Source organism: Castellaniella ginsengisoli, from assembly GCF_040955415.1.
Taxonomy (GTDB): Bacteria; Pseudomonadota; Gammaproteobacteria; order Burkholderiales; family Burkholderiaceae_B; genus Castellaniella; species Castellaniella ginsengisoli.
This window is the reverse complement of record NZ_CP158257.1, coordinates 1,366,447-1,386,329: the sequence shown is the minus strand read 5'-3', so window position 1 is coordinate 1,386,329 and position 19,883 is coordinate 1,366,447. Positions and strand designations below refer to the sequence as shown.

Sequence of the window (19,883 nt, the reverse complement as noted above, 5' to 3'; positions counted from 1 at the left end):
ATTCCATAAACACCCTTGTGCTTGATCTTTTTAGTCCAATGGGCGGGTGGAAACCTTTGCAGAACGGCTCCGGCACGCCCGGCTCCTGCGCGGCCTGTCGCAGGAGGCTTTGGCACGCGCCTGCGGCCTATCGCAAAGCGCCGTCTCCAGCTACGAGAACGGCACGCGCCAGTCGCCGAAGAAACTGCTGAACCTGGCCCAGGTCCTGGAAGTGGATATCTACTGGCTGAGCCGGGGCCTGGGAGACATGACGCCCGCGCCCGGCACGTCCGGCGCGCTGGGCGAGGCCGCCTGGCCCTTTGCCTCGATCGATCCCCGGCAGTTCTGGAGCCTGACCCGCAAGGACCGCCAGGTAGTGGAGAACGCCGTCGGCGCCCTGATCGACAGCCTGCTGACGCCAGGGAAAGAACGCTAGCGGGTATACTGCACTCCACGCAGGGGTACTCGCCGGCCTGGCCGGCGTGTTGAGAAAAACCCTTCGTACCAGTACGGATAATGCCGATGCTGGGAGCGTGCGCGGTTTTCACTACGGGCTCATTCTGTCCCCGAACCCTTCTCCCGAAACGCGCTTCCCCCCTCCCCGACTCGGCTCCATTTCCGAATCCTGTTCGAACCTGGAGCTACATCTTGAACGCCAATCCGCAATTCCTCGCCTCCCGGGCGACCGTCGACCTGGCCGCTGTCGAGCCGCTGCCGCAATCCCGCAAGATCCACGTCACCGGATCCCGGCCCGACATTCGCGTGCCTTTCCGCGAAATCCGCCAGGACGACACGCCGACCTTGTTCGGCGGCGAACCCAACCCCCCCCTGACGGTCTACGACACCAGCGGCCCTTACACCGATCCCGAGGCCGTCATCGATATCCGCAAGGGCCTGCCCACGCCCCGCCTGCCCTGGATCCTGGAACGCGGCGACACCGAGGCGCTTTCGGGGCTGAGCAGCCAATACGGCCGCGCCCGCCTGGCCGACCCGGAACTGAATGCCCTGCGCTTCGACCTGAAACGCACGCCGCGCCGCGCCCGCGCGGGCGCGAACGTGACCCAGATGCACTACGCCCGCAAGGGCATCGTGACACCCGAGATGGAATTCGTCGCGATCCGCGAAAACCTGCGCCGCGAGGCGTACGTCGAATCCCTGCGCCGCAGCGGTCCGGACGGCGCCCGCCTGGCCGAACGCCTGACCCGCCAGCATCCCGGCCAGTCTTTCGGCGCCGCCATCCCCGAGCGGATCACGCCCGAATTCGTGCGCGATGAAGTCGCTCGCGGCCGCGCCATCATCCCGGCCAACATCAACCATCCCGAAGTCGAGCCCATGGCCATCGGGCGCAACTTCCTGGTGAAGGTCAACGCCAACATCGGCAATTCCGCCATCCGCTCGGACATCAGCGAAGAGGTCGAGAAGATGACCTGGGCGATCCGCTGGGGCGGCGACACGGTGATGGACCTGTCCACCGGCAAACACATCCACGAAACGCGCGAATGGATCATCCGCAATTCGCCGGTGCCCATCGGCACCGTACCGATCTATCAAGCGCTGGAAAAAGTCGGCGGGGTCGCCGAGGAACTGAACTGGGAGATCTTCCGCGACACGCTGATCGAGCAGGCCGAGCAGGGCGTGGACTATTTCACCATCCACGCGGGCGTGCGCCTGCCCTTCGTGCCCATGACGGCCAGCCGCATGACGGGCATCGTGTCGCGCGGCGGCTCGATCATGGCCAAGTGGTGCCTGGCGCACCACAAAGAGAGTTTCCTCTACGAGCGCTTCGAGGACATCTGCGAAATCATGAAAGCCTACGACGTCAGCTTCTCGCTGGGCGACGGCCTGCGCCCGGGCTCGGGCTACGACGCCAACGACGAGGCGCAGTTCGCGGAACTGCGCACGCTGGGCGAACTGACCCGGGTGGCCTGGAAGCACGACGTCCAGGTAATGATCGAAGGCCCGGGCCACGTGCCCATGCAGATGATCCGCGAAAACATGGACCTGCAGCTCAAGCACTGTCATGAAGCGCCGTTCTATACCCTCGGGCCGCTGACCACCGACATCGCGCCGGGCTACGACCACATCACCTCGGGCATCGGCGCGGCGCTGATCGGCTGGTACGGCACCGCCATGCTCTGCTACGTCACGCCCAAGGAGCACCTGGGCCTGCCCAACAAACAAGACGTGAAGGACGGCATCATCACCTACAAGATCGCCGCCCACGCGGCCGATCTGGCCAAGGGCCATCCGGGCGCGGCGATCCGCGACAACGCCCTGTCCAAGGCGCGTTTCGAGTTCCGCTGGGAAGACCAGTTCAACCTGGGGCTGGACCCGGACACGGCGCGCGCCTTCCACGACGAAACCCTGCCCAAGGACTCGATGAAGGTGGCGCACTTCTGCTCCATGTGCGGCCCGAAGTTCTGCAGCATGAAGATCTCGCAGGACGTGCGCGACTACGCCAAGGAAAACGGGCTGGACGAAGCCGCCGCGCTGGCCCAGGGCATGGCGGCGAAGTCGGCGGAATTCATCCGCCAGGGCTCCGCGCTGTACCAGAAGGCCTGAGGGCGCGGACGGCCGCCCCTTCAGGCGGCCGTCCGGCCGGCGCCGCTACCGCACCGCGTACAGGAACAATTCCACCCGGCGGTTCAGGGCGCGGCCCTCGGCGGTACGGTTGTCGCCCACCGGGCTGGCAGCGCCCCGGCCCTCGGCCATCAACCGGTCGGCGGCCACGCCGTGCCCGGACAGATAGCGCGTCACGGCCTCGGCCCGGCGCTGCGAGAGCGGCACGTTGATGGCGTCGGTCCCCGTGGAATCGGTGTGGCCGACGGCCTTGGCGCGCAATTCCGGATGTTGGCTCAGGGCCCGCGCCACGCTGTCCAGGACCGGCAGCAAGGCGGGCTTCAGCACGGCCTGGTTGGTATCGAACGACACATTGCTGGGGATGTTCACCTTCAGCGTGCCATCGGGCATCTCGATGACGGCGATCCCGAGGTCGGAAGCGCCGGATTTCTCGACATCCTGCTTGACCGTCTTCCAGTTGTAGCCGACGACGCTGCCCACCACGGTGCCGATGCCCGCGCCGATCAGCGCCGCCTGGCTGCTGTCGCCGATCAGCACGCCCAGCCCCGCCCCCAGCGCGGCCCCCGCGCCCGCGCCGACCGCCGTGTTCTGCCCCTGGGGCGACATATTGGCGCATGCCGTCAAGAGGACCAGGCTGCCGATGACCGCTGTGCGGGCGGTCCGTTCCATTGCCGTGCGCATCGCATTCTCCTTGTTATCCAGACGAGGACAGCGTAGCAAGAAGCGCCGGCACACGTGTAAGCCGATGCAGCGAAAGACGACAGGGAATTTCCGCCGGCCGGGCTCCGGCGGCGGAACCGGTGCGCGCCGGCCGGACACGGCGAACCCCGGGCGGGCGCGGAGAGTGCGCGCCAAGCCCGGGGCCCGCGGGCGCGATCAGTGCAGGATCTGGCTGAGGAAGAGCTTGGTGCGTTCGTGCTTCGGATCGTCGAAGAAGGCGTCGGGCGCGTTCTGCTCGATGATCTGGCCGTAGTCCATGAAGATCACCCGGTCGGCGACCTTGCGCGCGAACCCCATCTCGTGGGTCACGCACAGCATCGTCATGCCGGTCTCCTCGGCCAGCTCGACCATGACGTCCAGCACTTCCTTGACCATTTCCGGATCCAGGGCGGAGGTCGGCTCGTCGAACAGCATGATCTTGGGATTCATGCACAGGGACCGGGCGATGGCGACGCGCTGTTGCTGGCCGCCCGAGAGCTGGCCCGGGAATTTGTTGGCCTGCTCGGGGATGCGCACCCGTTCCAGGTATTTCATGGCGGTCGCCTCGGCCTCGGCTTTCGGGCGCTTGAGCACCCAGACCGGCCCCAGCGTCAGGTTCTCCAGCACCGTCATGTGGGGAAACAGGTTGAAGTGCTGGAACACCATGCCGACGTCCCGGCGGATGGCTTCGATCTGTTTGAGGTCGTTGGTCAGTTCCGTGCCGTCGACGATGATCTGGCCTTCCTGGTGCTCTTCCAGGCGGTTGATGCAACGGATCATGGTGGATTTACCCGACCCGGAAGGACCGCAGATCACGATGCGCTCGCTGGGCGCGACTTCGAGGTTCAGGTCCTTCAGGACATGGAACTGGCCGTACCACTTGTTGACGTTCTGCAGGCGGATGATGGGTTCCGACATGGACGAAAGCTCCTGGGCGGCTGGGCCGATGCCCCGCCGCGGCAAAGATTAACGGTGCTGCCCTTGATCCAACTGGCGTTCCAGCGACAGGCTGTAGCGCGAGATCGAGTAGCAGAAGACGAAATAGATGGCCGAGATGAACAGATAGGATTCCGTGCTGAACCCGCGCCAGACGGCGTCGGACACGGCCGCCTTGGCCGCCTGGGTCAGGTCGAAGATGCCGATGATCACCACCAGGGAGGTATCCTTGAACAAGGAAATGAAGATCCCCACCAGCGGCGGAATGACGATCTTCAGCGCCTGGGGCAGGATGATCTTGCGCATCTGCTGCCAGTAGCCCAGGCCCAGGGAATCGGCGCCCTCGTACTGGCCTTTGGGGATGGCCTGCAGGCCGCCGCGCACGGTTTCGGCCACATAGGCCGCCGCGAACAGGATGATGGCGATCTGGGCGCGCAGCAGCTTGTCGATGGAAAAGCCTTCCGGCAAGAAGAGCGGCAGCATGACCGAGGACATGAACAGCAGGCTGACCAGGGGGACGCCACGGATCAGCTCGATGTAGACCACGCATACGGCCTTGACGCCCGGCATGTGCGAACGCCGCCCCAGGGCCAGCAGCAGCCCGAAGGGAAAGGCGAAGGCGATGCCGAAGGTCGACAGGATCAGGGTCAGGGGCAGGCCGCCCCATTTGGCGTTCTCGACATAGGTGAGGCCCAGGACCCCGCCCCACATCAGCACGCCCACGGCCACCAGGCAGACCAGCCACATCAGCCCCAGGAACGGCCGCCAGAACCAGCGGATGCAACTGCAGACGATGACGCCCACCAGGATCACGGACGCCAGCAGCGGGCGCCATTGTTCGTCGTAGGGGTAGATGCCGAACAGGATCAGGCGATGCTTCTCGCGCACGAAGGCCCAGCAGTAGCCGCCCGTCGCGCGGCACTCGGCCGCCGTCGTGGCGGCGAAATCGGGCTTGACGAACAGATAGTCGATCAAGGCCGGAATCGCCATCAACAGGATCCACAGGGCCAGGATCGTCAGGATCGCGTTCAACGGCGAGGAAAACAGCCGGCTGCGCAGCCAGCCGATGACGCCCGCATCGGTGTGCGGGGGCCGGCGCCCGGTGCCAGGGAGGGTATGGTCCATCTATCGCTCCACCAGCGCGATGCGCTTGTTGTACCAGTTCATGAAGACCGAGATCGACAGGCTGACCACCAGATAGGCCGCCATGATGATCATGATGCCTTCGATGGCCTGCCCGGTCTGGTTCAGGATGGTGTTGGTGACGGCCACGATATCGGGATAGCCGATGGCCACGGCCAGCGAGCTGTTCTTGGTGAGGTTCAGGTATTGGCTGGTCATGGGCGGAATGATGACCCGCATGGCCTGGGGCAGGATCACCAGGCGCAGCGTGCGCGACCGCGACAGGCCGATCGAGGAGGCGGCCTCCCATTGGCCCTGGCTGACGGCCTGGACGCCGGAGCGCACGACCTCGCCCACAAAGGCCGAGGTGTAGGTCACCAGCCCCAGCAACAGCGCCGAGAACTCGGGCGACATGTTCAGGCCGCCCTGGAAATTGAAGCCCTTGAGTTCGGGCCGGTCGATTTCGAGCGAGCCGCCGCTGATCCAGAAAGCCAGCAGGGGCACGGCCACGAGCAGCCCGAGGGCGGCCCGCCCGAGGGGGAAGATCTTGCCGGTGGCGTCCTGGTGGCGGCGCGCCCAATGGGCCAGCACCACGATCAGCACGATGGCCAGCGCCAGACCGCCGAAGATCCAGTCCATGGCGTCGCCCTTGAGCCAGGGAATCTTGAAGCCGCGATTGGAAATGAAAACGTCCGGCAGGGGCTGCAGCGCCTGGCGCGGGCCGGGCATGATCTCGGTGATCAGGGCATACCAGAAGAAAAGCTGCAGCAGCAGCGGAATATTGCGCATGACCTCGATGTAGAGGCCGGCCAGGCGCGAGATCAGCCAGTTCTTGGACAGGCGGCTGATGCCCAGCAGCGTGCCGAACAGGGTGGCGGCGATCACGCCGATCACGGAAACCTTGAGGGTGTTCAGCAGGCCGACCACGACCGCATGGCCATAGGTGTCGGCGGGAGAGTATTCCACCATCGATTCGCCGATGGCGAAACCGGCTTCCTCATGCAGGAAGTCGAAACCGGTGGAGATGTTGCGCGCCGCCAGATTGTGCAGCGTGTTGGAGGACAGGTACCACACGCCCAGGCCGACCAGGCCCAGGATCAGAATCTGATAGATCAGCGCGCGCGTCGCGGGGTCGTTCCAGGACCAGCGCCGGCGAGGCGCCCTGGGTACGCGAGGTGTTGTTTGAGTCATAGGATGCGGGCGGTGAAGGCGGCGGCAGCAGCCGCCGCCGCTGGAACCCGGCCGCCGGGAGAACCCCGGCGGCCGAAAGAACCGTGGAGCGGATCAGGCGATCAGCGGATCGGCCAGGCGTACATCACGCCGCCCTTGGTCCACTGGGCGTTCAAGCCGCGCTCGAGCTTGAGCGGGGAGCCCATGCCGATGTTGCGCTCGAACGATTCGCCATAGTTGCCGACCTGTTCGATGATGTTGTAGGCCCATTTCTTGTCCAGGCCCAGACCTTTGCCCATATCGCCGGACACGCCCAGGATGCGCTGGATGTTGGGGTTGGGGCTCTTGAGCATCTCGTCCAGGTTCTTCGAAGTGATGCCGTATTCTTCGGCCTCGACCATGGCGTTCAGCGCCCAGCGCACCACCATGAACCACTCATCGTCACCCTGACGGACCATGGGGCCCAGGGGTTCTTTGGAGAAGTCTTCCGGCAGAATGATGTAGTCGTCCGGCGTGGCCGAAGAGGCGCGCAGGCTGCCCAACTGGGATTTGTCGCTGGTGACCACGTCGCAGCGGCCGGCCTCGAAGGTGCGGAAGCCTTCTTCAGAGGTATTGATCACGACCGGCTTGAAGTCGAGCTTGTTGGCGCGGAACCAGTCGGCCAGATTGAGCTCGGTGGTGGTGCCCTGCAGCACGCAGACGGAGGCGCCGCCCAGCTCGGTCGCGCTCTTCACGCCCAGGCTCTTCTTGACCAGTACACCCTGGCTGTCATAGTAGTTGACGCCGGCGCTCATCAGGCCCAGCGTGGTGTCGCGGGACATGGTGGCGGTGGTATTGCGGGTGAGCACATCGACTTCGCCCGACTGCAGGGCGGTGAAGCGCTGCTGGGTGGTCAGCGGAGTGACCTTGAATTTGCTGGCGTCGCCGAAAACCATGGCGGCCACGGCCCGGCACATATCGACGTCGATGCCCTGCCAGACACCCTTGCTATCGGCTTGCGAGAAGCCCGGCAGACCGGCGTTCACGCCGCATTGCACGAAGCCGCGCGCCTTGACGGCATCAAAGGTTTCACCTGCCTGAGCGGCGGTGCCGGCAAACAGCAGTGCCGCACCGACAGCTGCGAGTTTCATGAATTTCATAGTCATCCTTTCCCGATTGAGCAAGTGGCATTGAACAACACGGAATACAATCTCGTGGAATTGATCCGTCTGGGCTAGATCGTAGCCTGCCACCGCAGGCCTGAGACATGCGGGATATCCCTGCTCCCGCCATGGCAATCGGCCCGCGCCACGGCGGCCTTCCCAGCCGGATCCATCCCGGATCGACCCCGAAACGGCCAGCCGGGCATATTACGCTAAGTACACCAGACGCGCATGATCGAATTCCAGCATGTCTTCAAATCCTTCGGCCGGGGGCGCAATATCCTCGCCGACGTCAACTTCGGCATCGACCCCGGGGAATTCGTCTTCGTCTCGGGCCCCTCGGGGGCGGGCAAGTCCACCCTGCTGAAACTGGTCGGGGGGCTGGAACCCGCCAGCCGGGGCGCCGTCACGGTCAACGGCCACCGTCTCGACCGGCTGTCGGCGCGCACGCTGCCCTACCTGCGCCGCACCGTCGGCCTGATCCTGCAGGACGCCCACCTGCTGTTCGACCGCAATGCCTTCGACAACGTCATGCTGCCGTTGGCCGTGCTGGGCCTGGATCGCGTCACGGCCGCCACCCGCGCCCGCGCCGCCATGGAAAAAGTCGGCCTGCGCGGCAAGGAAGACCTTTCGCCCATCGAATTGTCCGGCGGCGAACAGCAGCGCCTGGCCATCGCCCGCGCCATCGTGGGCCGGCCCGCCATCCTGATCGCCGATGAACCCACCGCCAACCTGGATCACGACAGCGCCACCCGCATCATGGACGTATTCCGCGACTTCAACCGGGTCGGCGTCACGACCCTGATCGCCTCTCACGACACCGCGCTCATGACCCGCTACGCGAGGCGCACACTGCGCATCGACGCCGGGCGCTTCGAAGACATCGCGGGGGTGCCGACATGAACGGCACGCCCCGCAACACCAGGAGGGCGCCATGAACCGCTGGCTGCGGCATCACCGGTACGCCCTGGCCGTGGCGCTGCGGCGCCTGCGCCAGCACCCCTTCTCATCCCTGGCCAACATCGCGGTCATCGCCCTGATGCTGGCCGTGCCCGTTCTGGGAGCCTCGATCCTGCAGTCCAGCCAGCCGCTCGCCCGGCAGTTGGCGGTCGCGCCGGAACTGACGCTGTTCCTGAAGGCCGGCACCCCGGCCGCCGCGCAGCAAGCCCTGCTGGCGCGCGTGCGCGAGCAGGGCGGCGGGCACATCGCCCAGGCCCGGCTGATGCCGCGCGACCAGGCCATGGCCCAGTTGCGCGCCGATCCGACCTGGGCGCGCGCCCTGGACGCCCTGCCCGACAACCCCTTGCCCGACGCCCTCATCGTCACCCTGCGCGATTCCGACACTCCGGCGCGCGAAGCGGCCGACCTGGCCGAAGCCTGGCGCCAATGGCCGGAAATCCAGGAAATCCAGCTCGACAGCGAATGGGTGCGGCGCCTGGAATCCCTGCTCGCCTTCATCCGGGTGGGGCTTGGCATGCTGGCGGGCGCCGTGGTCATCGTCGTATTGGCGACCGTGTTCAATACCGTGCGCCTGCAGGCGCTGACCCAGCGCGAGGAAATCGCCGTCGCCCGGCTGGTGGGCGCGACCGAATCCTTCGTCCGCCGCCCCTTCCTGTATCTGGGCGCCCTCACCGGCCTGGCCGCCAGCCTGCTGGCGCTGCTGCTGGCCTGGCTGGCGCTGACCCCGCTGAATGCGATTCTGGGCGGTTTCGCCCGCAGCTACGGCGTGGACTGGGCGATCCGCCTGCCGGCGGCCCCGGACCTGCTGTTGTCCGGCCTGCTGGTGGCCCTGCTGGGCGCCGTCGCGGCGCGCCTGTCGGTCACGCGCCGCACCCGGTTCTGATGCGGCGCCCGACCGCGCCGCCCGACAGCGCCGCTGCCCGCATCGCCGCGTGGCAGCATCGGGCCGGGCGCCACGGCCTGCCTTGGCAAGGCACCCGCGACCCTTATCGCATCTGGTTGTCGGAAATCATGCTGCAGCAGACCCAGGCGGCCACGGTGGTGCCCTACTACACGCGTTTTCTGGAACTGTTTCCCACCGTCATCGACCTGGCCGACGCACCGCAAGATGCCGTCCTGCAGGCCTGGGCCGGCCTGGGTTACTACGCCCGCGCACGCAACCTGCACCGCTGCGCACAGACATTGCGCGACCAGTTCGGCGGCCGCTTCCCCGCCCGCGCCGCCGAACTGGCGCAACTGCCTGGCATCGGCCCCTCGACCGCCGCCGCCATCGCCGCTTTTGCCTTCGGAGAGCGCGCGCCGATCCTGGACGGCAACGTGCGCCGGGTGCTGGCGCGCTATTTCGCGGTCGAGGGCGACCCGACGGCGGCACGCGCGGCTCGGCAGCTCTGGGAGCACGCACAGGGGCTGCTCGCCGCCGCGCCCGCCGAACTGGACATGACGGCCTACACACAAGGCCAGATGGACCTGGGGGCCACGATCTGCACCCGGACGCGGCCCGACTGCGCGCGCTGCCCGCTGGCACCGGATTGCCGGGCGCGGATCGAGAACCGCCAGGACGAACTGCCGGCGCCGCGCGCGCGGCGGGCGCAGCCGCTGCGTCATGGGTGGATGTTGATCGCCGAATGCGCGCGCCGCGTGCTGCTCGAACGCAGGCCGGATTCGGGCATCTGGGGCGGCCTGTGGGCCTTGCCGCAATTCGAGGATGCCCTCGCGCTGCGGGCAGCCTGCGCCAGCCTGTCCGCCACCTCGGCGCCGCGGGCGATGGCGGCGGTCGATCACGTCTTCACGCATTTCCGGCTTCGCATGCACCCCTGCCGGCTGCAACTGCCGGACGGGGCCGCGCCGGCGACGGGCCACGCGGACCGCGCCTGGGTGCCCGTCGGCGAACTGGGCGCCTACGGCATGCCGGCGCCCATCGCCCGCCTGCTGGGCAGCCTGTACGACGACGCGTCCCCGCTGCGCTGACCCGCCTCCCGGCTCGGGCCGCGCTCACCCATCCGGGCGGGGGGGCTGCGCGCCGATGCTCATCAGCAGGCCGCAGGCCACCCCCAGCGTCATCAGCGCCGTGCCGCCGTAGCTCATGAAGGGCAGCGGCACCCCCACCACCGGCAGCACGCCGGTCACCATGCCGATATTCACGAACACGTACACGAACATCATCATGGACATGGCGCCGGCCAATAACCGCCCGAACTGGGTGGGCGCCCGCACGGTGATCGTCAGGCCGCGCAACACCAGCAGCATGTACAGGATCAGCAGCACCACCCCGCCGTACAGGCCGAATTCCTCGGCGTATACGGCGAAGATGAAGTCCGTGGTCCGTTCGGGGATGAAGTCCAGGTGCGTCTGGGTGCCCTGCATGTAGCCCTTGCCGTACAGGCCGCCCGAACCGACCGCGATCATGGACTGGATGGTATGAAAGCCCTTGCCCAGCGGATCCGAGCCCGGATTGAGCAGCACGCAGACGCGGTATTTCTGATAATCGTGCAGCACCACCCAATCCACCTCGGGCTGGCAGATCTGGTCTTCGTACGCCACCAGCGTTCCCAGCGCCAGCGTCACCGCCAGCACCGCCGGTATCAGCAGCTTGAACGACAGGCCGGCAAAATAGATCACGCAAAAGCCCGAGGCCAGCACCAGCAGCGCCGTGCCCAAATCCGGCTGGTCGATGATGAGCCCCGCGGGCACCGCCAGCAACACCCCGGCCACCAGGAAGTCCAGGATGCGGAAACGATTGGCCGACTGGCGCTGGAAATACCAGGCCAGCATCAGCGGCACGGCGATCTTCATCATCTCCGAGGGCTGGATGCGCGTGATTCCGAGATTCAACCAGCGGGTTGCGCCCTTGCTGGTCTCTCCGAACAGCATGACCGCCACCAGCAGGCCCACCCCGAGCACATAGAACAAGGGCGCCGCACGCATGATCCAGGCCGGGCGCAACAGCGCGACGAACCACATGGCCGCAAACGCCAGCAGGAAGTTGCGCAACTGATCGGCGAAGCGCCAATCGGTATTGCCCACCGCCGAATGCATGGTGGCCATGCCGACCAGGGCCATGACGACCAGCAGAATCAGCAGAGGCCAATCCAGCACCGCGAACATGCGGCGCGCCGCCTGCACGATCAGCTTCATGGGTTCTCCTCCAGGGCGCCGTCTCCGGGAGCCAGGGATTCATCGGGCGGGAGCGCCGGCTCGGGCGCCTCGCCTTCATCATCGGGTGCCGGATCCAGTTCGGGCCGCCCCGGAGCGGCCGCCGGCTGCGCCGGGTCGCCCTGCGCTTCCCGCTCGATCTGCAGGCGCGCGCGACGCAGCGCGGTGCGGTCCGGATCCAGCCAGTAGTCGAACACCGTGCGGGCGATCGGCGCGGCCACCGAGGCGCCCCAGCCGCCATTTTCCACGATCAGGGCCACGGCGATCTGGGGATCCTCGACTGGCGCATAGGCCATGAACAAGGCGTGGTCGCGCAGGCGCTCATCGACCGAGTGCGCCCGGTACTTGGCGCCGCGCAGGCTGTAGACTTGAGCCGTGCCGGTCTTCCCGGCCGCCTGGTAGGGCGCGCCATCGAAAGCGCGCCGCGCCGTCCCTTTGCGCACGACATCCACCATGGCCTCGCGGATCACGCGCAGATTGTCCGGCTTCAGATCGATGGTGTACTGCGGGCCGGCCACGGGATAGTTGAACCGCCCCGAGAGCGGGTCGATGATCCGGCGCACCAGGTGCGGCTTCATGTAGACCCCGTCGTTGGCGAGCACCGCGGTCGCCTGGGCCAGTTGCAGCAGGGTGAAGGCGTTGTAGCCCTGCCCGACGGCGACCGACACGGTCTCGCCCTGATACCAATGCTGCTGCTCGCGCTGTTTGTAGGCCTTGCGTTTCCAGGCGCGCGAAGGCAGCACGCCGCGGCGCTCGCCGTCCAGGTCGATGCCTGTGATCTGGCCGAAACCGAACTGCTGCGCGAAATCGTGCAGGGCATCGACGTCCATCTGGGCGCCCAGCGAGAAGAAATAGGTATCGGAAGACACGACGATGGCCCGATGCATGTCGGTCGGCCCGTAGACCGCCCCGCCGGCATTGCGGAACCGCTGCCCGGCCAGCTCGAAGTAGCCGGGATCGGGGACCAGTTCGCGCGCCGAGCGCAGCCCCATTTCCAGGGCCGCCAGCCCCACGAAAGGCTTGTAGGTCGAGCCGATGGGATAGGTGCCGTACAGCGGCCGGTTGATGAGCGGATGATCCGGCGATTCGTTCAGCTTGCGCCAGCTCTCGACGTCGATGCCGTCCACGAACAGATTCGGATCGAAAGACGGCGAGGATACGAAGGCCAGGACCTCGCCCGTGTGCGGCTCGATGGCGACCAGCGCCCCGCGCCGGCCCGAGAACTGCGCCTCGGCCAGTTGTTGCAGGCCGATATCCAGGGACAGCTCCAGGTCGGAACCGGGCACCGGGTCGGTGCGGCTCAGTTCGCGCACCGGGCGCCCGCCCGCCGTGACTTCCAGCTCCTCGACTCCGGTTCGGCCGTGCAGGGCTTTCTCCCAGGTCTTCTCGACGCCTTTCTTGCCGATGACCGAGGTGCCCCGGTAATTGCCCATCTGGCCGGTTTCTTCCAGGTTGCGCTGGTCCTCTTCGGAAATCCTGCCGACGAAACCCAGCACATGGGCGGCCGACTCGTGCCGGGGGTAGTTGCGCACCCAGCGGGCCTCCAGGTTGACGCCGGGGAAGCGGTAGGCATGGACGGCAAACCAGGACGCCTCGATGTCGTTCAGGTTGTTGCGCAGCAGGACGGGCGCATAACGGCCGCTCTGCCGGTACAGGCGCATGAACCTGCGCCGGTCGCCTTCGCTGAGATAGACCAGCTCGCCCAGCCGGTCGAGCACGTCATCGATGTCGCCCTGGATCTGGGCGCGCGTCACGGTCAGCGTGTAATCGCGCAGGTTCTGCGCCAGCACCGCGCCGTTGCGGTCGATGATCCGCCCGCGCCGAGGCGGGACGGGCACGATGGTGATGCGGTTCTGCTCGGCGCGCGCCGACAAGGTGTCGTAGCGCTCGATCTGCAAGTACCACAGGCGCCCGGCCAGCAGCAGCAGGCACACCAGGGCGAACAGTCCCGCCACCCAGGCGCGCAGCAGCACGGTCTGCCGCTGGAGATGGCCGGTCTTGCGGAATTCGAACATGCCGTCCCCGGGCCGTCGTCAGACGGGGCCCGCGCCGTCGCCGCCCAGGCGGCGCGGGCGCAGAGACATGAGCACATCGGGCAAGGGCCACAAGATGCCCGTGAACAAGGCCGACCACAGCCAATTCCAGCCCTCCCAGGCGCCGCTCAGCCAAGCGCCCAGCAGGCTGGACACCATGCAGGAACCCACGAATACCGGCAGGACCTGCAGCGTCTGCAGCCAGGCGTTGAAATGCCGCAGCCGATGGCTCAGCCGCAAGATGCCGTAGGCGGCCAGCACGTAGCACAGCGCATGCAGGCCCAGCAGGCCGGCATCCTGCACATCCATCAGCAGGCCGAACACGAAGGCGGTCGTCAGCCCCACGCGGGCGGGCGCGCGCAGGCACCAATAGAGCAGCATCAACAACAGCACGTCGGGCACCGGCTGCCAGAGCCGCCAGGGCAGCAGGGACGCCATCCATACCAGGATCAGCGAGCCCCATACCAGCCAACCGGGCGCGGCGTTCTGGAATGCGGCGGCATCCACCGGCTGCAGCGCCATCAGGGAGGAACCTCCCTGGCGCTTATTGGGCGTCGAGGGCATGTTCGATCTCCTCGGGCTGGGGCACGTCGGCCACGTCCACGCGCAGAACCAGAAAATGACGGTAGCGCTCGGGGTGCGACAACGGCTCGGCGATCGCCATCGCGAAACCGGTGCCGGGGTCGCGCTCGATTCTTTCCACGCGGCCGACCGACAGGCCGGCCGGAAACAGGCCGCCGATGCCGCTGGTCACCAGCACGTCCCCGGCGCGCACATCCACGCCGGACGAAAGGTAGCGGACTTCAAGCTTGCCGACCTCGTTGCCGCCAAAGGCGATCAGTCGCAACCCGTTGCGCAGCACCTGGACCGGGATGGACACCTGGTCATCGATCAACAGGGCGGCCTCGGAGGTGAACGGCGTGACGCGCACGATCTGGCCCACGACCCCGCCATCGTCGATCACCGGCATGCCCGGGGCGATGCCGGCGCGCGACCCCTTGTTGAAGATCAGGCGATGATTGAAGGCGCCGGACGGCACGTAGAAGACCTCGACCGCCACGGACTGTTGAGTGATGGATTCGGAGACATTGAGCAGACGGCGCAACTGCTCGTTTTCAGTGGCCAACTGGGCCGCGTGGGTCGAGAGCTGGGCCATTTCGATGCGCTGGCGGCGCAAGGCTTCCTGTTCGGCGCGTGCCAGCGTGGCCGCGTGCGACCAACTGTCGAAATACTCCATCGCGTCGCGCGGCGCCAATACGACGCGCTGAAAGGGATAGAGAAACACGGACAGGCCGCTGCGCACCGGACCCAGCACGGTCCAGTGCGCATCGGTCACGACCATCCCGAGACACAAGGCCAGCAGCAGGACCAGCCGGACTTCGATGCTGGGGCCGCGTTTGAAGAGTCTCAGGGTTCCCGGTTCATGCATGACGAGGAACGCCCGGCCAAAGCTCAGTCGTAGATGAACACCCCGCCCAGGCGCTCGAGATGTTCGAGCGCCTCGCCGCAGCCGCGGACCACGCAGGTCAGCGGGTCTTCGGCGACCACGACGGGCAGGCCGGTTTCTTCCTGGAGCAGGCGGTCCAGATCGTGCAACAGCGCACCGCCACCGGTCAGGGCGATGCCCTTGTCGGTGATGTCGGCGCCCAGCTCGGGCGGGGTCTGCTCCAGGGCCGTCTTCACCGCCGAGACGATCTGGTTGAGCGGATCGGTCAGGGATTCGAGGATTTCGTTGGAGGACACCGTGAAGCTGCGCGGGACGCCTTCGGACAGATTGCGGCCCTTGACCTCGATCTCGCGGATCTCGGAGCCCGGGAAGGCTGAGCCGATTTCCTTCTTGATGAGCTCGGCCGTGGGTTCGCCGATCAGCATGCCGTAGTTGCGGCGGATGTAGTTGATGATGGCTTCGTCGAATTTGTCGCCGCCGACGCGCACCGAACCCTTGTAGACCATCCCGCCCAGGGAGATCACGGCCACCTCGGTGGTGCCGCCGCCGATGTCCACCACCATCGAGCCGCTGGCGTCGGACACGGCAAGGCCCGCGCCGATGGCGGCCGCCATGGGCTCTTCGATCAGGTAGACCTGGCTGGCGCCCGCGCCCAGCGCCGATTCACGGATGGCGCGACGCTCGACCTGGGTGGAGCCGCAAGGCACGCACACGATGATGCGCGGGCTGGGGGCCAGCATGCTGCGCGGGTGCACCATGCGGATGAACTGCTTGAGCATCTGCTCGGTGACGGTGAAGTCGGCGATCACGCCGTCCTTCATGGGCCGGATGGCCTCGATGTTGCCGGGCACGCGGCCCAGCATCTGCTTGGCTTCGCGGCCGACGGCCTGGATGATTTTCTTGCCATTGGGACCGCCGTCATGGCGGATGGCGACGACCGAGGGTTCGTCGAGCACGATGCCCTTGCTTCGGACATAGATCAGCGTATTCGCCGTACCGAGGTCGATCGCCATGTCGCTGGAAAAGTAGCTGCGTAGGAATCCGAACATGGGCGCACTAATAAAAGGGGTGTCTGGTGGATCCGCGCGAGCGACCCGGTGCCGACTTGAACCAAAACCGCCACAACGACGGCGCAGGCCGGGCAAACCGCATGGAATCAGCAATGATAACTTATAATCCTTTAGGGTTAGACCCGGATCAGCAGTCAATGTTTTGCAAAATTCCTGCTTTTCATGCTTCCGGTCACATCCGCACACACTCAATCCGGCCGCCCCGGCGGCGGCCCCTCCGGCACGACGACATGGCACTCACCGAACAGGACATCGCCCGGCTGGCACGGCTCTCGGGCCTGCGGCTGGATTCCAACGACCAGATCCGCGCCCGCCAGGAACTGGACCGCATCCTGGGCCTGATCGAAGCGTTGCAGGCCGTGGACACGGCCGGCATCGAACCCATGGCCCACCCGCTGGCCGCCCACCAGGACATCGCCCTGCGCCTGTGCGACGACGCGCCCGAGCCGGCGCAGACGCCCGAACAGCGCGACGCCTGCCTGGCCAACGCCCCGGCCGCCCACCAGGGCCTGTTCCTCGTCCCCACCGTCATCGAATGATGCCATGACCCAGCTTTCAGAATTCCGCAGCATCCAGGCGCTGGGCGAAGCCCTGCGCGCCCGGCGCGTCAGCGCCGCCGAACTGGCCGCCGACGCGCTGCGCGCGGCGCGCGCCCATGCCGACCCCCATGTCTTCCTGCATATCGACGACGAACTGACCCTGGCCCAGGCGCGTGCCGCGGACCAGGCCCTGGCCGACGGCAGCGCCGGGCCGCTGGCGGGCATCCCTGTCGCGCACAAAGACCTGTTCGTGACGCGCGGCTGGCGCACGACCGCCGCCAGCAAGATGCTGAGCGATTACGTCAGCCCCTTCGACGCCGCCGTGGTGGATCGCTGGCGCGCGGCCGGCACCGTCTCGCTGGGCAAGCTCAGTTGCGACGAATTCGCCATGGGTTCGGGCAATGAAAACTCCGCCTTCGGCCCCGTGCGCAATCCCTGGGATCCGGAGCGCATCCCGGGGGGGTCGTCCGGCGGCTCCGCCGCCGCCGTGGCCGCCGGCCTGGTGCTCGGCGCCACCGGCACGGACACCGGCGGCTCGGTGCGCCAGCCCGCCGCCCTGTGCGGGGTCAGCGGCATCAAGCCCACCTACGGGACCGTCTCGCGCTACGGCATCATCGCCTATGCCTCCAGCCTGGACCAGGCCGGTCCGCTGGCGCACAGCGCCCGCGACCTGGTGCCGCTGCTGGACGCCATGAGCGGCTTCGACCCCCGCGACTCGACCAGCCTGGAAACCTGCGACGGCGCACCCAACGCCGCCGGCCGCATCCAGGCCGCCTTCGACGCCGCCCAGAACGGCTTCCAGGCGGGCGGCGAACGCCCGCTGGCGGGGCTGCGCATCGGCGTTCCGCGCGAGTTTTTCAACGAAGGCCTGTCGGCCGAGGTCGGCGCCGCCGTCGAATCCGCCCTGCAGGTCTTCGAATCCCTGGGCGCGGTCCGGGTGGACGTGTCCTTGCCGCGCACGCGCCTGTCGATCCCGGCCTACTACGTGATCGCCCCCGCGGAAGCCTCCAGCAACCTGTCCCGCTACGACGGCGTGCGCTACGGGCACCGCGCGGCCGAATACACCGACCTGGCCGACATGACCAGCCGGTCCCGCTCCGAAGGCTTCGGCGACGAAGTGCGCCGCCGCATCCTGGTGGGCGCCTACGTCCTGTCGCACGGCTACTACGACGCCTACTACCTGCAGGCCCAGCGCGTGCGGCGCATGATCGCCGACGACTTCCGCCGCGTCCTGGCGCAGGACTGCGACGTGATCATGGGGCCGGTCACCCCCGCCGTGGCCCGCCGCATCGGCGACAACCGCCAGGATCCGATCGCCGACTGGCTGGGCGACATCTACACACTGGGCGTCAGCCTGGCGGGCCTGCCGGGCATGTCCATCCCCTGCGGCTTCGGCGGCGAATCGGGGCGTCTGCCCATCGGCCTGCAGATCATCGGCCGCTATTTCGACGAAGGCCGCCTGCTGGCCCTGGCCGACCGCTACCAGCAAGCCACCGACTGGCATCAACGCATTCCGGGACACGCATAATGGATTGGGAAATCGTCATCGGGCTGGAAACCCACGCCCAGCTCTCCACGCGGTCGAAAATCTTTTCCCGCAGCAGCACGCGCTTCGGCGCCGAGCCCAATACCCAGGCCAATGCCGTGGACATGGCACTGCCCGGCTCGCTGCCGGCCATGAACCGGGGCGCGGTGGAACGCGCCATCCAGTTCGGCCTGGCCATCGGCGCCCGGGTGGCCGAACGTTCGGTCTTTGCGCGCAAGAACTACTTTTATCCGGACCTGCCCAAGAATTACCAGATCAGCCAGTTCGAGCTGCCGATCGTGGTGGGCGGGCGGCTGTCTTTCTTCGTCGGCGAACAAGAGCACACGGTGAACCTGACCCGCGCCCATCTCGAAGAAGACGCGGGCAAGTCGCTGCACGAGCATTTCACGGGGCCGCACGGCGAATCATCCAGCGGCATCGACCTGAACCGCGCCGGCACGCCGCTGCTGGAAATCGTGTCCGAACCCGAGATGCGTTCGGCCGCCGAGGCCGTGGCCTATGCACGCGCGCTGCATGGGCTGGTGGTGTGGCTGGGCATCTGCGACGGCAACATGCAGGAAGGCTCGTTCCGCTGCGACGCCAACGTGTCGGTGCGCCCGCGCGGCCAGGCCGAGTTCGGCACGCGCTGCGAGATCAAGAACCTGAACTCCTTCCGCTTCATGGAACGCGCGATCCAATACGAGGCGCGCCGCCAGATCGAGCTGATCGAGGATGGCGGCACGGTCGTGCAGGAAACACGCCTGTACGACGCCGACCGCGACGAGACCCGCAGCATGCGGACCAAGGAAGATTCCGACGATTACCGCTACTTCCCCGATCCGGACCTGCCGCCGCTGGTGGTGGCGCCGGAATGGATCGAGCAGGTGCGCCAGGCGATGCCCGAGCTGCCGGCGGCCAAGCGCGCGCGGTTCGAGGCCGACCTGGGATTGACGGGCTACGATGCGGCCCAACTGACGCTGCACCGCGCCACGGCGGACTACTTCGAAGCCGCCGCCGCCGCCCTGCCCGCCGGTCAGGCAAAACAGGCCGCCAACTGGATCCTGGGCGAGCTGTCGGCGGCGCTGAACCGCGACGGCCTGGACATCGGCGCATCGCCGGTCCCGCCTCAGCGCCTGGCGGCCTTGATCGCCCGCATCCTGGACGGAACGATTTCAACGAAGATCGCGCGCGATGTGTTCGCGGCGATGTGGGCGGGCGAGTCGGACGGCGACCCGGATGCCATCATCGAGTCGCGCGGGCTGCGCCAGATCAGCGATACGGGCGCGATCGAAGCCATGATCGACGAGGTGCTGGCGGCCAATCCCGCCATCGTCGAGGAATACCGGGCCGGCAAGCAGAAGGCGTTTAATTCGCTGGTAGGCCAGGTGATGAAGGCGGCCAAGGGCAAGGCGAATCCGCAGCAGGTCAATACGGTGCTGAAGCAGAAGCTGGATTCGTAGGAGTCTTATTGGCGGCGATCCCGGAACTTCCCGGGCGCCCAACCATCACCGCGCCCGCCCTGCCCCGG

General features: G+C 67.1%; 18 protein-coding genes and 1 riboswitch. Of the genes, 8 read left to right on the top strand and 10 right to left on the bottom strand.

Annotation, left to right across the window (positions count from 1 at the left end; all coding sequences use genetic code 11):
• Positions 1 to 46 precede the first annotated feature (46 nt).
• Positions 47 to 415, top strand: a complete 369-nt coding sequence (locus ABRZ00_RS06525) for a helix-turn-helix transcriptional regulator (protein WP_343836197.1) — start codon at positions 47 to 49, stop codon at positions 413 to 415.
• A gap of 11 nt (positions 416 to 426) precedes the next feature.
• A riboswitch (TPP riboswitch) is annotated at positions 427 to 527 on the top strand.
• A 100-nt stretch (positions 528 to 627) separates the two neighbouring features.
• Positions 628 to 2,541: a phosphomethylpyrimidine synthase ThiC gene (gene thiC, locus ABRZ00_RS06520; RefSeq protein WP_368642568.1), complete on the top strand. Its 1,914-nt coding sequence runs from the start codon at positions 628 to 630 to the stop codon at positions 2,539 to 2,541.
• Positions 2,542 to 2,586: 45 nt separating this feature from the next.
• Here thiC and ABRZ00_RS06515 read toward each other — a convergent pair whose 3' ends face one another.
• The 5 genes from ABRZ00_RS06515 to ABRZ00_RS06495 all read right to left on the bottom strand — a co-directional run bounded on the left by ABRZ00_RS06515 (position 2,587) and on the right by ABRZ00_RS06495 (position 7,625).
• Positions 2,587 to 3,240: an OmpA family protein gene (locus ABRZ00_RS06515; protein WP_343836201.1), complete on the bottom strand. Its 654-nt coding sequence runs from the start codon at positions 3,238 to 3,240 to the stop codon at positions 2,587 to 2,589.
• 195 nt (positions 3,241 to 3,435) lie between these two features.
• The gene (locus ABRZ00_RS06510) at positions 3,436 to 4,176 is read right to left on the bottom strand and encodes an amino acid ABC transporter ATP-binding protein (RefSeq protein ID WP_343836203.1); all 741 of its coding nucleotides are present in this window, start codon (positions 4,174 to 4,176) and stop codon (positions 3,436 to 3,438) included.
• A gap of 48 nt (positions 4,177 to 4,224) precedes the next feature.
• Complete coding sequence (locus tag ABRZ00_RS06505) at positions 4,225 to 5,319, bottom strand: amino acid ABC transporter permease (protein WP_343836205.1); 1,095 nt, start codon at positions 5,317 to 5,319, stop codon at positions 4,225 to 4,227.
• Complete coding sequence (locus ABRZ00_RS06500; RefSeq protein WP_368642570.1) at positions 5,320 to 6,507, bottom strand: amino acid ABC transporter permease; 1,188 nt, start codon at positions 6,505 to 6,507, stop codon at positions 5,320 to 5,322. It abuts the gene before it with no gap.
• A 101-nt stretch (positions 6,508 to 6,608) separates the two neighbouring features.
• Entirely contained in the window at positions 6,609 to 7,625 is a 1,017-nt protein-coding gene (locus ABRZ00_RS06495) for an amino acid ABC transporter substrate-binding protein (protein ID WP_368642571.1), read from the bottom strand.
• Between the two features lie 234 nt (positions 7,626 to 7,859).
• Here ABRZ00_RS06495 and ABRZ00_RS06490 point away from each other — a divergent pair, with 234 nt between their 5' ends.
• The 3 genes from ABRZ00_RS06490 to mutY are packed head-to-tail and all read left to right on the top strand — an operon-like array spanning position 7,860 to position 10,556.
• Entirely contained in the window at positions 7,860 to 8,531 is a 672-nt protein-coding gene (locus ABRZ00_RS06490) for a cell division ATP-binding protein FtsE (RefSeq protein ID WP_368642572.1), read from the top strand.
• Positions 8,532 to 8,562: 31 nt separating this feature from the next.
• Positions 8,563 to 9,471: a permease-like cell division protein FtsX gene (locus tag ABRZ00_RS06485; protein ID WP_343836214.1), complete on the top strand. Its 909-nt coding sequence runs from the start codon at positions 8,563 to 8,565 to the stop codon at positions 9,469 to 9,471.
• Entirely contained in the window at positions 9,471 to 10,556 is a 1,086-nt protein-coding gene (gene mutY / locus ABRZ00_RS06480; protein WP_368642573.1) for an A/G-specific adenine glycosylase, read from the top strand. The genes ABRZ00_RS06485 and mutY overlap by 1 nt, the downstream gene beginning before the upstream one ends.
• A gap of 24 nt (positions 10,557 to 10,580) precedes the next feature.
• Here the strand turns inward: mutY and rodA are convergent, their stop codons facing one another.
• From rodA to ABRZ00_RS06455, 5 genes are read right to left on the bottom strand one after another with little or no spacing between them, the layout of a single operon-like run.
• Positions 10,581 to 11,723, bottom strand: a complete 1,143-nt coding sequence (rodA, locus tag ABRZ00_RS06475) for a rod shape-determining protein RodA (protein ID WP_368642574.1) — start codon at positions 11,721 to 11,723, stop codon at positions 10,581 to 10,583.
• Positions 11,720 to 13,756 (bottom strand): penicillin-binding protein 2, encoded by a 2,037-nt coding sequence (mrdA, locus tag ABRZ00_RS06470; RefSeq protein ID WP_368642575.1) that lies wholly within the window; start codon positions 13,754 to 13,756, stop codon positions 11,720 to 11,722. Before mrdA ends, rodA begins: the two co-directional genes overlap by 4 nt.
• Positions 13,757 to 13,774: 18 nt before the next feature.
• A complete protein-coding gene (mreD, locus tag ABRZ00_RS06465; RefSeq protein ID WP_368642576.1) occupies positions 13,775 to 14,338 on the bottom strand; it encodes a rod shape-determining protein MreD in 564 nt (187 codons plus the stop codon).
• Positions 14,319 to 15,203 carry a rod shape-determining protein MreC gene (gene mreC, locus ABRZ00_RS06460; protein WP_368639770.1) on the bottom strand — a complete coding sequence of 295 codons (885 nt, stop codon included), beginning with the start codon at positions 15,201 to 15,203 and terminating at the stop codon, positions 14,319 to 14,321. Before mreC ends, mreD begins: the two co-directional genes overlap by 20 nt.
• A 23-nt stretch (positions 15,204 to 15,226) precedes the next feature.
• Positions 15,227 to 16,270 carry a rod shape-determining protein gene (locus ABRZ00_RS06455; protein WP_323018576.1) on the bottom strand — a complete coding sequence of 348 codons (1,044 nt, stop codon included), beginning with the start codon at positions 16,268 to 16,270 and terminating at the stop codon, positions 15,227 to 15,229.
• 251 nt (positions 16,271 to 16,521) lie between these two features.
• On the opposite strand from ABRZ00_RS06455, the gene gatC reads away from it, so the two are divergent.
• The 3 genes from gatC to gatB are packed head-to-tail and all read left to right on the top strand — an operon-like array spanning position 16,522 to position 19,815.
• Positions 16,522 to 16,830, top strand: coding sequence for an Asp-tRNA(Asn)/Glu-tRNA(Gln) amidotransferase subunit GatC (gene gatC / locus ABRZ00_RS06450; protein WP_368642577.1), 309 nt, complete (start codon positions 16,522 to 16,524; stop codon positions 16,828 to 16,830).
• Positions 16,831 to 16,834: 4 nt separating this feature from the next.
• On the top strand, positions 16,835 to 18,358 hold the full coding sequence (gatA, locus tag ABRZ00_RS06445) for an Asp-tRNA(Asn)/Glu-tRNA(Gln) amidotransferase subunit GatA (protein ID WP_368642578.1): 1,524 nt from the start codon (positions 16,835 to 16,837) through the stop codon (positions 18,356 to 18,358).
• Positions 18,358 to 19,815 (top strand): Asp-tRNA(Asn)/Glu-tRNA(Gln) amidotransferase subunit GatB, encoded by a 1,458-nt coding sequence (gene gatB, locus ABRZ00_RS06440; protein ID WP_368642579.1) that lies wholly within the window; start codon positions 18,358 to 18,360, stop codon positions 19,813 to 19,815. Before gatA ends, gatB begins: the two co-directional genes overlap by 1 nt.
• Positions 19,816 to 19,883: the final 68 nt, after the last annotated feature.

Coding starts and splice junctions, on each gene's coding strand:
- ABRZ00_RS06500 (WP_368642570.1), bottom strand. CDS start 6,507: ATGACTCAAACAACACCTCGCGTACCCAGGGCGCCTCGCCGGCGCTGG.
- ABRZ00_RS06510 (WP_343836203.1), bottom strand. CDS start 4,176: ATGTCGGAACCCATCATCCGCCTGCAGAACGTCAACAAGTGGTACGGC.
- mreC (WP_368639770.1), bottom strand. CDS start 15,203: ATGCATGAACCGGGAACCCTGAGACTCTTCAAACGCGGCCCCAGCATC.
- mreD (WP_368642576.1), bottom strand. CDS start 14,338: ATGCCCTCGACGCCCAATAAGCGCCAGGGAGGTTCCTCCCTGATGGCG.
- rodA (WP_368642574.1), bottom strand. CDS start 11,723: ATGAAGCTGATCGTGCAGGCGGCGCGCCGCATGTTCGCGGTGCTGGAT.
- ABRZ00_RS06455 (WP_323018576.1), bottom strand. CDS start 16,270: ATGTTCGGATTCCTACGCAGCTACTTTTCCAGCGACATGGCGATCGAC.
- ABRZ00_RS06490 (WP_368642572.1), top strand. CDS start 7,860: ATGATCGAATTCCAGCATGTCTTCAAATCCTTCGGCCGGGGGCGCAAT.
- gatA (WP_368642578.1), top strand. CDS start 16,835: ATGACCCAGCTTTCAGAATTCCGCAGCATCCAGGCGCTGGGCGAAGCC.
- mutY (WP_368642573.1), top strand. CDS start 9,471: ATGCGGCGCCCGACCGCGCCGCCCGACAGCGCCGCTGCCCGCATCGCC.
- ABRZ00_RS06505 (WP_343836205.1), bottom strand. CDS start 5,319: ATGGACCATACCCTCCCTGGCACCGGGCGCCGGCCCCCGCACACCGAT.
- ABRZ00_RS06485 (WP_343836214.1), top strand. CDS start 8,563: ATGAACCGCTGGCTGCGGCATCACCGGTACGCCCTGGCCGTGGCGCTG.
- ABRZ00_RS06495 (WP_368642571.1), bottom strand. CDS start 7,625: ATGAAATTCATGAAACTCGCAGCTGTCGGTGCGGCACTGCTGTTTGCC.
- gatC (WP_368642577.1), top strand. CDS start 16,522: ATGGCACTCACCGAACAGGACATCGCCCGGCTGGCACGGCTCTCGGGC.
- gatB (WP_368642579.1), top strand. CDS start 18,358: ATGGATTGGGAAATCGTCATCGGGCTGGAAACCCACGCCCAGCTCTCC.
- mrdA (WP_368642575.1), bottom strand. CDS start 13,756: ATGTTCGAATTCCGCAAGACCGGCCATCTCCAGCGGCAGACCGTGCTG.
- ABRZ00_RS06515 (WP_343836201.1), bottom strand. CDS start 3,240: ATGCGCACGGCAATGGAACGGACCGCCCGCACAGCGGTCATCGGCAGC.